Origin of the sequence: Anaerofustis sp. NSJ-163 (assembly GCF_024135845.1) — a bacterium.
GTDB lineage: Bacteria > Bacillota > Clostridia > Eubacteriales > Anaerofustaceae > Anaerofustis > Anaerofustis butyriciformans.
The window spans coordinates 59,859-73,210 of sequence record NZ_JAMYJV010000007.1; the positions used below are offsets into that span (position 1 = coordinate 59,859).

The window sequence follows — 13,352 nt, forward strand, 5'->3', positions numbered from 1 at the left end:
GTGGCAACTACGGGATTCTGGCCTGTGAAAAGCAGGCTGAAGGAAGTGATAGACTATGCGGAAAATCCCGATAAAACCATCGACAAAAGGTATGTGGACAGCGATCTCTACGCCGCCTTGCAGTATGTTTCCAATGATAAAAAGACCGATGAGTGTATGTATGTCAGCGGTATCAACTGCAACGCCAAAAGAGCCTATGAGCGTATGATGGCAACGAAAAAGCGCTTCGGCAAAACAGGCGGCAATGTGGCGTATCACGGGTATCAGAGCTTTCAGACCGGCGAAGTAACTCCCGAAGAAGCGCATAAAATCGGCTTGGAAACCGCAAGGCGTATGTGGGGCAAGGAATATGAAATTGTTGTTACCACCCACCTCAATACCGATAATCTCCATAACCATTTTGTGATAAACTCCGTATCCTTTAAGACCGGCAGAAAGTTCGAAAACCATATCTCCGACCATCACAGGCTCCGTGAAATCTCTGACGCCGTATGTCTGGAATACGGAAAAAGCGTCCTAAAAGAAGCCGAGTTTTACGGCGGGAAGAAAAAGGAATACTGGCTGAAGCAGAGCGGCGGTATGTCGCACAGAGAGCTTTTGAAAGCGGATATTGACGCTGCGCTTGCCCAGTCCACCAATTTCAAAGCCTTTGAGATACGCCTCAAAGATATGGGCTATGAGATACGGCGTGACGAGCGCTTTGCCCACTATTCCGTCAAAGCGCCAGGCTGGCAGAGGGCGGTGCGCTTGGAGCGACTGGGCAAGGAATATACCCCTGCCGCCATCCGTGAACGGCTGCTTGGCAATCAGCGGTATATCGGCTATGTGCCTTTTCACAAGCCAAAATATACGCCGCTGCTTCTGCTTGAGATTGAATACCGCAAAATGAAAAAGATGGACGGTATACAGATATTGTTTGAACTGATTATCAAGTTATGCAAGCTGATTACAGGCAACAATATCGCTCCCGCCTCTCCCCGTCCGCTTTCGCCCGAAATGCGGCGGGAGGTTGTCAAACTGGATAAAACCCTTGAAGAATACAGATTCCTGTGTGAGAAGCAGATGGATTCTCCGCAGGAGCTTGTTACTTTTATCAGCGAAACACGGGTGCAAATCTCCGCTTTGGAAAAGGAGCGGCAAGCGGTATATAACCGCAACCGCCATAAGAAAAGCGAAACGCTGAACGCCGAAGCGAGGGATATTACCGCAAAAATCAAGCCTTTGCGGAAGGAACTGTCTACCGCAAGGGCGATTCTCGAAAAGATACCGAGATTTGAAAAACTGCTGGAAACCGAACGGCAGATGGAAACTGCCATAGCAATAAAACACAAAGAAAGAAGGTATGAACGATGACAAATACAAGCAGCCCGCCGAAGAAAAGGGCGGCAAACATCCGAACAGATAAGCTCCGCACCTTTGAGGGACATCCCTTTCAGGTGCTGGACGATGAAGATATGAACAGCCTTACAGAGAGCATTAAGACACAGGGTATTATTTCTCCGCTGATCGTCCGCCCGATTGAAAATACGGACGAATATGAAGTGGTCAGCGGACACCGTAGACTGCACGCCGCCGTAAAAGCAGGACTGACGGAAGTGCCTGCTTTGATCTATCCCCTTGACCGAAACGAAGCGATGATTGCGGTGGTGGACAGCAATCTCCACCGTGAACGGATACTCCCAAGTGAAAAGGCCTTTGCCTACAAAATGAAGATGGATGCAATGAAAGCGCAGGGCAAGCGCACGGACTTAACTTTGTCGCAAGCTGCGACAAAGTCGGATACCGCCGCTGAAATCGGCAAAGCACGGAATGAAAGCCGAGACCAGGTGTTCCGGTATATCCGCTTAACCCATCTCATTCCCGAACTGCTCCAAAAGGTGGACGAGGGCGTGATCGCCCTCAGTCCCGCCGTTGAACTTTCCTATCTGTCCGAAGAACAGCAGAACATCCTGCTGGACGCTATGAGCCTGAACGACTGCACCCCTTCCCACGCACAGAGTATTCGTATGAAAAAAGCGGCGCAGCAGGGCACGCTTTCCTCAGACAGTATCTATGAGATTATGTCGGAGGAAAAAGCCAATCAGGCCGAGCGTATCAGCTTTAAGGTACAGGATTTGAGAGGCTTTTTCCCAAAGAACTACACGCAGAAGCAGATGACCGATACCATTCTGAAACTGCTTTACGACTACAACAGGAAACTGGAACGAAGCCGTAGAAATCGTGACGAAAGGTAAGGTGGCAGTATGAAGAAAACGGAGATTTACCAGAATAACGAAGTTATATATGCTCTGCCGCCTGAGCCGATCGATGAAACCGAGCCGGTTTGTCTTGTGGATTATATGCTGCCTCGAAGCGGAGAACGCAGTCTGGATTACAGCAGGCTGCGCCGCTTCGGGGAGGACGATTTCAAGCTGAAAATTGGCGGGACAACCTACGAAATCTCCACGCATTTTAATCCCAAAGGCAGGCAATGCGTAATGGAGCAATTTAAGGAACTGATTCTGTCCGAAAACCTGATTTAACCATTGCACAATAGAAAAAGGCAATAGGGTATAGTAGGATGAATATGCCTTTGCTATGCCCTGTTGCCGGAAAGGAGAAAATGAACGATGACAACAGCAACGAAACCAAACGGGCAGGCAGATGAAAAAATCACGGCGCTTTACTGTAGACTTTCCGTAGACGATGACAACAAGGACGAGGAGTCAAACTCCATCACGAATCAAAAGCAGATTTTGCAGGACTTCGCCCGAAAAGAGGGATACACCAACACCATGTTTTTCGTGGATGACGGCGTATCGGGCACCACCTTCCAAAGACCGGATTTTATGCGTATGGAGCGTATGGCGGAGAACGGAGAAATCGGCACCATTATTGTGAAAGACCTATCCCGTTTCGGGCGTGAACAGGTGGAAATGGGAAGATTGACGCAGGTGGTGTATCCGTCGCTGGGTATCCGCTTTATCGCCATACAGGAGCGAGTAGATACTTTGACCGGCGATGGCGTGGAGATGATGCCGTTCCACAATATTTTCAACGAGTGGTATGCGGCACAGACCTCCAAGAAAATCCGTGCGGTATGGCAGTCAAAAGCAGATAACGGCAAACGGGTATCTTCTTCTGTTCCGTTTGGGTACAGGAAAGACCCGAATGATAAGGAGAAATGGCTGATTGACGAGCCCGCCGCCGAAGTGGTACGCAAAATCTATGCGCTTTGCCTTGCAGGGCGTGGCCCATCGCAGATTGCGAGGCAGTTGGAGAAAGAACAAATCCTTGTTCCCTCTGCTTACTATGAATCTATCGGCAGAAGTCACGCGCAGAAAGTACCGGCTAATCCGTACTGTTGGGACCAGAAAACCGTTGTCGGTATTCTTGAAAACAGGCAGTACACCGGCTGTGCGGTAAACTTCAAGACCACCACCGTCAGCTACAAGGTGCATAAAACCATTTACAAACCGGCGGTGGAACATCAGGTTATCCCGAATATGCAGGAGCCGATTATCTCGGAGGAACAATGGCTGAGGGTGCAGGAACTTCGTAAACACCGCCGCAGACCGACCGCCACAGGCAGAGCAAGTCTGTTTTCGGGATTGGTGTACTGTCCCGATTGCGGCGCAAAGCTGCATTTCTGCGCTGCAAAAAGCCTGAAACGCAATCAGGAATTTTGGCGGTGTTCTAACTACAAGGACGGCAGAGGGACTTGCCAAATCCACTATATCCGGGATGTTGTGCTGGAAAAGATTGTGTTTGAAGCCATCAGCGGTTTATCGGAGTTTGTGAAGTGCCACGAAACAGTATTTCTGTATATGCTGGCGAAGAAAACCAACGCCATGCGGCAGAAGGAACACAAAAGGCTGGAGCAGACGGTGGAACAGGGTACAAAGAGAATTGCGGAAATCGACAGGCTGATTGAAAAGGTGTTTGAACAGAACGCAAGCGGCATACTTTCTGATGAACGCTTTTCCAAAATGCTCCAAAACTACGAAAAAGAGCAGAAAGCACTGATGCGGGAGGTTTCCGACTGTCAAAAGACCTTGCAGGAAGCGAAGCAGAAGGTTACGGATTTAAGGCTGCTGCTCCGAACGCTTCGTGAACTGACGGATATTGCAAAGCTTACCCCGGCACTTGTAAACTCTCTGATTGAGCGCATTGAAGTCCACAACAACGACAAGTCAAGCGGCCACTGTTATGTGAAGGTGGATATTTACTTCACGGCGGCGGGAATGATAGACATTCCCACCGAGCAGGAAATCCTTGCTATGATGCAGGAAATACGGGAAAACCCACAGGACTTCCGCTTTGTAGCATAACAAAAAGGTACGGCGTAACCCATTTTTCTGAGTTACACCGTACCCCTTACATAAATACTTCCTTATCTGGCGTTGGCATTTCTTAACGGTCTTTTTTTATTTGCTCATTATAATTAAATTATAAAACACTCTTTCAGAGTTTTTATATCGCCTCTGTTATTAAATCTCCCATTTGTCTTGTGCCGACTTCTTTTGTGCCTTCGCTTACTATATCAGGAGTTCTATATCCCATATCAAGAACCTTTGTTACGGCATTTTCGATTGCACTTGCTTCTTCTTCAAGGGTAAATGTATATCTAAGCATCATTGCCATTGAAAGAATTGTTGCAATAGGGTTAGCCATGTTTTTACCTGCAATATCAGGAGCAGAACCGTGAATTGGTTCATACATTCCAAAAGAATTTTCTCCAAGACTTGCTGATGGAAGCATACCAATAGAACCTGTAATTTGGCTTGCTTCATCTGATAAAATATCACCGAACATATTTGATGTTACAATAACGTCAAATTGTTTAGGGTTTCTTACAAGCTGCATAGCTGCATTATCAACATACATATGTGTAACTTCAACTTCCGGATAATCTTTGCTCATTTCTGTTATGATTTTTCTCCAAAGTCTGCTGCTTTCAAGTACGTTTGCTTTATCAATACTTGCAAGTTTTTTGTTTCTTGCCATTGCTGTTTCAAATGCGATTTTACCTATTCTTCTTATTTCCATTTCTGAATAACTTTCTGTGTCGTAAGCTTCGTTTCCGTATTTACCTTCTCTATATCCTCTTTCTCCAAAGTAGATACCGCCTGTAAGTTCTCTTACAACCATAATATCTAAGCTGTCGCCTATAATTTCTTTCTTTATAGGACAAGCATCGCTTAAAGCTTTATGTATTATTGCAGGTCTAAGGTTTGCATATAATCCTAAAGCTTCTCTTATGCCAAGTAATGCTTTTTCAGGTCTTTGATCTCCTGGAAGATTATCCCATTTAGGACCTCCCACAGCACCTAAAATAACGCTGTCAGAGTTTTTGCAAAGCTGTACTGTTTCTTTTGGTAGACATTCACCGCAATTGTCGATTGCGTCTCCGCCTGCTCTAACATATGCAAATTTAAATGTATGAGAATATTTTTCTCCTATTTTATTTAGTACTTTTACAGCTTCAGCTGTTACCTCAGGACCTATTCCATCCCCTTTTATTACCGCCAAATTAAATTCCATATTATTCTCCGATCTTTTCCTTTGTATATTCTACAAGTCCGCCTGCTTTCATGATTTTTTGCATGAATTCAGGGAAAGGTTGTGCCTTATATTCTTTGTTTGTTGTTAAGTTTGAAATAATACCTGTGTTAAAATCAACTTTTACTTCATCGCCTGCTTTAATATCATTTGCTGCTTCTTCACATTCAAGAATAGGTAAGCCGATATTTATTGCGTTACGATAGAAGATTCTTGCAAATGTTGATGCTATAACACAAGATACTCCTGCGCATTTAATTGCAAGAGGAGCATGTTCCCTGCTTGAACCACAACCAAAGTTTTTCGTTGCAACGATTATGTCACCCTTATTCATTTTATTTACAAAGTCTTTGTCTATATCAATCATACAATATTTTGCAAGTTCATCTCCGCTTGATACATTTAAGTATCTTGCAGGGATTATTACGTCAGTATCTACATTATCACCGTATTTAAATACTTTTCCTTGTGCTTCCATTAAAAATCTCCCTCCATTACTTTTTCTGGGTCAACAATATATCCGGCAACTGCTGATGCTGCTGCAACGGCTGGACTTGATAAGTAAACTTCGCTGTCTACATGTCCCATTCTTCCTACGAAGTTTCTGTTTGTTGTTGAAATTGCTTTTTCTCCTGCAGCCAAGATACCCATATGTCCTCCAAGGCATGGCCCGCATGTTGGAGTAGAAACAATTGCGCCTGCTTTTATTATATCTTCAACATATCCAAGTTTGATACTGTCAAGATAAATTTGTTGTGTAGCAGGGATAACTATTGCTCTTACTTTTTTGTTTACTTTTCTGCCTCTTAAAATATCAGCAGCCATTTTAATATCTTCAAGTCTTCCATTTGTACAAGAACCGATAACTGCTTGATCTACATATACTTTTTCTTTCATAGATTCATCTACTGTTTTTGTATTTTCAGGAAGATGAGGATAAGAAACAGTAGGTCTAAGTTTGCTTAAGTCGATTTCTATAACTTGTTCATATTCAGCATCTTCATCAGCTTCAAATACTTCAAAAGGTTTTGTTGAATGTGCTTTTGCATATTCGATTGTCTTTTCATCAACAGGGAATATACCATTTTTTGCACCTGCTTCTATAGCCATATTAGCCATTGAGAATCTATCATCCATAGATAAATACTTGATTCCATCTCCAACAAATTCCATTGATTTGTATAAAGCACCGTCAACACCGATTTTACCAATAATATGTAATATAATGTCTTTACCGCTTATCCATTTTGCAGGTTTGTTTTTTAGTACAAATTTAATTGCTTCAGGAACTTTGAACCATGCTTCACCTGTTGCCATACCTATTGCCATATCTGTACTTCCAACACCTGTTGAAAATGCTCCAAGAGCTCCGTATGTACAAGTATGAGAGTCTGCTCCGATTATAACTTCTCCGGGAACTACTATTCCTTTTTCAGGTAAAAGTGCATGTTCGATACCCATATCTCCAACATCAAAGAAGTTTTTAACATTCATATCCCAAGCAAAATTTCTACAGCTTTTACATTGTTCAGCTGCTTTGATATCTTTGTTTGGTGTGAAGTGGTCAAGTACGATTGCTACTTTGTTTTCATCAAATACTTTCTTTGCACCGGTTTTTTTGAATTCTTTTAAAGCAACTGCAGTTGTAATGTCGTTACCCATTACAATGTCAAGTTTTGCTTCAATTAATTGCCCTGCAACAACGCTGTCTAGTCCTGCGTGTTTTGCAAGGATTTTTTGTGTCATTGTCATTCCCATAATAAATATCTCTCCTTAATTTCTACTTAACAATTTTATTTGCAACACTTACTACGGCATAGAATGAAGATAATGTTATGTTACTTGATACTCCGGCTCCGTAGTACATTTTGTGGTTATGTCCTTCAATTTGAATGTATGAAATAGCTCTTGCGTTTGTACCGTATTCCATAGAGTGTTCTCTATAATCGGTTACTTCCATTTCAATGTTAAATTTATTTTCAAGAGCATGTGTGAATGCATCTATAATACCATTACCAACGCCGCTTATTTCTCTTTCTTCGCCTTTATATTCAATTATAGCTTTGATAGAAACTTCTTCGTCGTGGTCTTTAGTTGTTTCTTTATATTTTATAAGTTTAATAGGATTTTCGTTGTTGATGTATTCTTTTTTGAATATATCAAATATAACTTCAGGTGCAAGGTCACTATGATGTTTATCTGATACTTTTGTTGTAACTTTGCTGAAATCTTTTTGGAATTCTTTAGGAAGATATAATCCATAATTTTGTTCAAGTACGAATGCAACCCCGCCTTTACCAGACTGTGAATTGATACGTACGATTGGGTCGTATGTACCTCCAACGTCTTTTGGGTCGATTGGAAGATAAGGAACTTCCCATATTGTTTGTTTTCTTTCTTCTCTTTTGTTCATTCCTTTTCTTATTGCATCTTGGTGTGAGCCTGAGAATGCAGTGAATACTAAAGAACCAACGTAAGGATGTCTTGGGTTTATTTCCATTCTTGTAAGTCTTTCGTACATATCCCCAAGTTCTCTTATTTTTGAAAAGTCAAGTTTAGGGTCTATTCCTTGAGAGAACATATTCATTGCAACAACCATAATGTCACAGTTTCCTGTTCTTTCTCCGTTTCCGAAAAGTGTTCCTTCAACTCTGTCTGCTCCTGCCATTAAAGCAAGTTCTGTTGCGGCAACTCCCGTTCCTCTGTCGTTGTGAGCATGAAGACTTAATATAACGTCTTCGCGGTGATGAAGTCTTTCTGAACAATATTCTATTTGGTCTGCATAAATATTGGCAGTTGCCATTTCAACGGTTGATGGAAGATTTATTATAATTTTATTATTTACTTTTCCATGCCATGTATCTATTACTGCATTACAGATTTCAACTGCATAATCCATTTCTGTTCCTGTATAGCTTTCAGGAGAATATTCAAAAGTAAAATCTGTTTCAGGATATTTTTTCATTTCTTCCAAGAATTTCTTAGCGCCTCTTACGGCAATTTGTGTTACTTCTTCTTTACTTGCATTAAATACTACGTCTCTTTGAAGAACTGAAGTAGAGTTGTAAAGATGTACTATTGCTCTTTTAGCACCTTTTATGGAAGCAAATGTTTTTTCTATTATTTCATCTCTTGATTGTGTAAGAACTTGAATATTTACATCATCGGGAATCATGTCTTTTTCTATTAATGTTCTTACAAATTCAAATTCTGTATCGCTTGCAGCTGGGAAGCTTACTTCGATTTCTTTAAAGCCTATTTCCACAAGTTTGTTATAAAATTCAATTTTTTCATCTAAGCTCATAGGGATTTCAAGAGCTTGGTTTCCGTCTCTTAAGTCAACGCTGCACCATATTGGAGCTTTTTCAATAACTTTATCCGGCCATTTTCTGTCAGTTTTTTTCATTGGCGGATATGGTCTGTACTTTTCAAAATTTTTCATATTTTTTACCTCTTTAATTATTTATGAACGCACCTTATTTAAAATTTAACACACTTTTTAGTTGGAATTTGGTATAAAAAAACTTCCGTTCTCAAATAAGAGACGAAAGTTACTAATTCCGCGGTACCACTCTAATTTATTCTTTAGTAAATAAGAATACACTCATTAAAGATACGGGCAGTGTGCCGATATCTCGTCACTGTAACGGGTGACACCCGTTTCCACTTACTCTCCGTAGATTTCAGTAAACCACTCTGAGGCGAGTTCGGTTTTTGTTAAGTACTGTTTTACACCAACCAACAGCTCTCTGCGACTTGTTAAAAAACTTACTATTCCTCTTCTTTGTGTTTAAAGGTATTAAGTTCATATTGATAATAATCTATCACATGAAAAGTTAATTGTCAATAATATTTAGAAAATTCTTTAATTTTTAGATGCATTTTACATTTATTATATTTGTAACATTTAGGGTGTTGAATTTATGAAAATATATAGAAAATTTTATGTGAATTATTTTATTTTTCATTAATGTAAAACAATAAAAAAACACCTTAAAAGGTGTTTTTTTATTGTTTTTTTGAGAAAGATGTTTTTACTTGAACGTGGTCGATTTTTCCAAGTCTTCCCGTAAAAGCATTTATTGTATCAGCTTCGCCGATTACGGCAATAGATATAATTGATACATTTTCTCTGTCTAATGGTATTCCCATTCTTCCTCTTATAATATCTTTATAGCTGCTTATTACCTCATTTACTTCTTTTTGTACTTTTTTAGGTTCATCTAGAACCAGACTTATTACTGCTATTCTCATACTTCCTCCTTCATTTACATTTGTTTATGAATTCTTTAATTATTTTTATGCTTGTTTCTTCTTTTTCATAATTGAATTCAGGATGCCACTGAAGTCCCCAAACAAATTTTTTATCCTCTAAATATACTCCTTCTATTAATCCGTCTTTTGAAACTGCCATAGGTTTTAAATTCTCGGCTAAATCTTTTATTGCTTGGTGATGATAACTGTTTACGCCTATTTCATTTAAGTTTAAAAGATTATATAAAGGAGTATCTTTTATTATATCCACTTTATGAAAGTTTATGTTGTAAGGTGGTTTTTGAACGTGGTTTAATCCTTTTTGTGTTTGTAAGTCTTGATATAAACTACCTCCAAGAAGAACGTTTATTATTTGTATTCCTCTGCAAATTGCAAGAAGAGGTTTATCCTCTTTTATTATTTCTTCAAATAATATTGTTTCCATTTCGTCACGTTCAACACATATATTATGACATTTATTGGATTTTTCTTCTTTATACAGATTAGGGTTTACATCGTGTCCACCGGAAAATAGAAATCCATCACAGTATTTTGTAAGTTTTTTTATATTTTCCTTATTAGTTGTTAGAGGTAACATTATAGGTATTCCACCGCATTTTTCAATGCTTAACATATATCCCGGAAGCATCCAATAGCTGTCTTTGTATTCGTCAAAAAGCGGTACTATTCCGATTATTGGTTTTTCCATTTTGTCTCCTTTTTATGTCAATGCTTTTATTAAAATTTGTATAGTTTTATTTTAGCTAATAATAAAAGAATATCATATATAAAAAAATAATTCCATATTATAAAAATTCTATTTTTATAATAAAAATTACATATTTATATTTATTTATTAAATAATAAAGGTATGAAAAAGGGTTTATTTTTATGTTTTGTTTTTATAATATTAATCTATTTCTTTTGTGAAAATTATTCATATAAAACATTTAACAGAACTTTTATGATATATATGAACGGTTCTGATTTGGAAAGCGAAGATAAAATTGCAAGCGGAGATTTGAAAGAAATATGCGAAAGTGAAATACCAAAAGGCAGTAAAGTTTTAATATACACAGGCGGAACAAAGAATTGGAATAATGAAAAAATAAATGAAAATAATAATCAAATATTTGAAATAAAAAACAAAAAACTTCATTTAATTAAGAACCTATCTAAAAAAAGTATGGGAAGCAGTGAAACACTTAGTGAGTTCATTGATTTTTCAATGGGACATTATAAAAGTGATGAAAATATACTGATTTTTTGGAACCATGGAGGAGGAGCAATATCGGGATTTGGTAAAGATGAAAATTTTGATAATGATACGCTTTTGCTTAGTGAACTGAAAAAAGGACTTAAAACTTCATATGAAAATCATAAAACAAAACTAGATATGATTGTTTTTGATGCTTGTTTAATGAGCTCATTGGAAACTGCATATACCATTAAAGACTACTCTAAGTATATGGTCGCAAGCGAAGAGTTTGTTTTGGGCTATGGGTTAAATTATAAAAGTATTATTGAAAAATCACAAAACAGAGATATAGAAAGTTTAGGAAGGTTAATTGTTGAAAGCTATTACAAGGAAAGTGTAAGAAAAAATAAAGATAAGATAATAACAATGTCCTTATTAAATTTAGGTAAGGTTGAATCTTTGTATGATAAATTTAATCTTTTACTTGAAAATAGCATAAATGAAAAAGATGTAAATAATCTTAAAGAAGATATTTTAAAGGGGACAATTTTTGGTGGAAGAACCAAAGAAGAAGGTTTTAGCAATATGGTTGATTTCCTTTCTCTTTCAAAAAATATATTTAAAGAAAGTGATTATGAAAATCTTGAAAAACTTATCAATGAAGTTGTTATATATAATAGGAAAGGTTTTTTAAATAATGATGCTTGCGGGGTATCAATTTTCTTTCCTTTGGATTATAATAATAAGACGTTAAATGAGCTTGTGTTGTATGAAAAGTTTAACGCAAATAACTCTTATTGTAAATTTTTAATTAAATACTCTTTAAATGACGATATGAAAAAAAATAAAGATATTTTCAAAGTTAAAAAGATACAAAACAAAAATATTATATATGAAATAACGAAATACAATCAAAGAAGTAATAATAAACCTTTTTATTTAAATGGATATATGCTAACTTGTTATAAAATTGGGACTATAGGTATGAGTGAAATTTATACTTCCCCTATAATATATAATGGTAAGGAAGCAAGTATCAGATTTGAATATAATGTGTATAATAATAAAGTAGGTATATTAGGCGTTGTTATGGGAAGAGGTAACTTAAATATTTCTGAAAAAAAGCTAAATGAGCTGGCTTTTAATGATAAAATATGTATAATAAATTACGAACTTTTAGAGCAAAATGCTGTAAAGATTTTATGCAAAAATGTGCTTAAAGTCACAGAAAACGTCAATATATTACAAATGTAATCAAAATATGAAAAAATTTTCATATTTTTGTAAAAAAAGTATAATGTTTTTTTTCATCTTATAGTATAATATAAAACGTGAATCTAGAAATTTTTTAATAATTCATATAATAAAGGAGAGAAAAAAATTGAGAAAAATAGCAGTTTTAACAAGTGGCGGGGATGCTCCCGGTATGAACGCAGCTATTAGAGCTGTTGTTAGAGCAGGAATATATTATGGATTTGAAGTTTATGGTGTACAACAAGGTTATCAAGGTTTAATGGATGATAATATCGTTAAACTTGATGCTTATTCTGTATCAGATAAGATTCAAAGAGGCGGAACTTTTCTTCGTTCTGCAAGATGTTTGGAAATGAAAACCGACGAAGGCTTAAAAAGAGCTGTTGATACATTAAATAGACATGAAATAGAAGGCTTGGTAGTAATCGGAGGAGACGGTTCCTACAGAGGTGCTCAAAAATTAAGCAGAGCAGGAATTAACGTTATCGGAATTCCTGGAACAATTGATAATGATATTTCATGTACTGAATATTCTATAGGATTCGATACAGCAGTAAATACTGCAGTTGACGCAATCAATAAAATCAGAGATACATCTTCTTCTCACAGCAGAGTAAATGTTGTTGAAGTAATGGGAAGAAACAGTGGCTTTATTGCTCTTTATGCAGGTATTGCAGCAGGAGCTGAAGCAATTTTAATTCCTGAAAAAGAATTAAACTTAGATGTTGTTTGTGAAAAAATAAAAGAAGGCTTTAGCCTTGGAAAATATTATGGACTTGTTATTCTTGCCGAAGGAGTTGGACATTACGAAGAATTCTGTGATGTTATTGAAAAATACTCTGGTGTAACAACAAGAGGAACTAACTTAGGATACATACAAAGAGGTGGTTCTCCAACTGCATTTGACAGAATGCTTGCAAGTAAAATGGGTGCTTTAGCTGTTGAATGTTTAAGAGATGGAAAAACAAACAGATGTATGTGTTATCAACATGGAAGATTTTTAGATATGGAAATTGAAGAAGCATTGGCTATGCCATATGTAATTGATGAAGAAGCAAAAAGAATTGCTGAAATGTTAGCAATATAATATAAAAATAAGTTTATG

The 13,352-nt window shown here is 37.5% G+C and carries 12 protein-coding genes and 1 other annotated feature; of the genes, 6 read left to right on the forward strand and 6 right to left on the reverse strand.

Annotated features, from left to right (window positions below; translation table 11 throughout):
• From M6G78_RS09740 to M6G78_RS09755, 4 genes are all read left to right on the forward strand, one after another.
• A complete protein-coding gene (locus tag M6G78_RS09740) occupies positions 1-1,353 on the forward strand; it encodes a relaxase/mobilization nuclease domain-containing protein (RefSeq protein ID WP_253230263.1) in 1,353 nt (450 codons plus the stop codon).
• Positions 1,350-2,234 carry a ParB/RepB/Spo0J family partition protein gene (locus M6G78_RS09745; RefSeq protein ID WP_253230264.1) on the forward strand — a complete coding sequence of 295 codons (885 nt, stop codon included), beginning with the start codon at positions 1,350-1,352 and terminating at the stop codon, positions 2,232-2,234. The genes M6G78_RS09740 and M6G78_RS09745 overlap by 4 nt, the downstream gene beginning before the upstream one ends.
• Positions 2,235-2,243: 9 nt before the next feature.
• Positions 2,244-2,522 (forward strand): transposon-encoded TnpW family protein, encoded by a 279-nt coding sequence (locus M6G78_RS09750; RefSeq protein WP_253230265.1) that lies wholly within the window; start codon positions 2,244-2,246, stop codon positions 2,520-2,522.
• An 87-nt stretch (positions 2,523-2,609) separates the two neighbouring features.
• Positions 2,610-4,310 (forward strand): recombinase family protein, encoded by a 1,701-nt coding sequence (locus M6G78_RS09755; protein ID WP_253230266.1) that lies wholly within the window; start codon positions 2,610-2,612, stop codon positions 4,308-4,310.
• Between the two features lie 142 nt (positions 4,311-4,452).
• Here M6G78_RS09755 and leuB read toward each other — a convergent pair whose 3' ends face one another.
• From leuB to M6G78_RS09785, 6 genes are all read right to left on the reverse strand, one after another.
• Positions 4,453-5,523, reverse strand: coding sequence for a 3-isopropylmalate dehydrogenase (gene leuB, locus M6G78_RS09760; RefSeq protein ID WP_253230267.1), 1,071 nt, complete (start codon positions 5,521-5,523; stop codon positions 4,453-4,455).
• A gap of 1 nt (position 5,524) precedes the next feature.
• Positions 5,525-6,019, reverse strand: a complete 495-nt coding sequence (leuD, locus tag M6G78_RS09765; RefSeq protein WP_138268001.1) for a 3-isopropylmalate dehydratase small subunit — start codon at positions 6,017-6,019, stop codon at positions 5,525-5,527.
• Positions 6,019-7,299 carry a 3-isopropylmalate dehydratase large subunit gene (gene leuC, locus M6G78_RS09770; protein WP_253230268.1) on the reverse strand — a complete coding sequence of 427 codons (1,281 nt, stop codon included), beginning with the start codon at positions 7,297-7,299 and terminating at the stop codon, positions 6,019-6,021. The genes leuD and leuC overlap by 1 nt, the downstream gene beginning before the upstream one ends.
• A gap of 22 nt (positions 7,300-7,321) precedes the next feature.
• Complete coding sequence (gene leuA, locus M6G78_RS09775; RefSeq protein ID WP_253230269.1) at positions 7,322-8,983, reverse strand: 2-isopropylmalate synthase; 1,662 nt, start codon at positions 8,981-8,983, stop codon at positions 7,322-7,324.
• Between the two features lie 95 nt (positions 8,984-9,078).
• Positions 9,079-9,335 (reverse strand) — a binding site (T-box leader).
• 214 nt (positions 9,336-9,549) lie between these two features.
• The gene (locus M6G78_RS09780; protein WP_253230270.1) at positions 9,550-9,795 is read right to left on the reverse strand and encodes a TM1266 family iron-only hydrogenase system putative regulator; all 246 of its coding nucleotides are present in this window, start codon (positions 9,793-9,795) and stop codon (positions 9,550-9,552) included.
• Positions 9,796-9,805: 10 nt separating this feature from the next.
• Positions 9,806-10,504 carry a gamma-glutamyl-gamma-aminobutyrate hydrolase family protein gene (locus M6G78_RS09785; RefSeq protein WP_253230271.1) on the reverse strand — a complete coding sequence of 233 codons (699 nt, stop codon included), beginning with the start codon at positions 10,502-10,504 and terminating at the stop codon, positions 9,806-9,808.
• A gap of 255 nt (positions 10,505-10,759) precedes the next feature.
• On the opposite strand from M6G78_RS09785, the gene M6G78_RS09790 reads away from it, so the two are divergent.
• Complete coding sequence (locus M6G78_RS09790; protein WP_253230272.1) at positions 10,760-12,247, forward strand: clostripain-related cysteine peptidase; 1,488 nt, start codon at positions 10,760-10,762, stop codon at positions 12,245-12,247.
• Between the two features lie 127 nt (positions 12,248-12,374).
• On the forward strand, positions 12,375-13,334 hold the full coding sequence (gene pfkA, locus M6G78_RS09795; protein WP_138268007.1) for a 6-phosphofructokinase: 960 nt from the start codon (positions 12,375-12,377) through the stop codon (positions 13,332-13,334).
• The last annotated feature ends 18 nt before the right edge of the window (positions 13,335-13,352 follow it).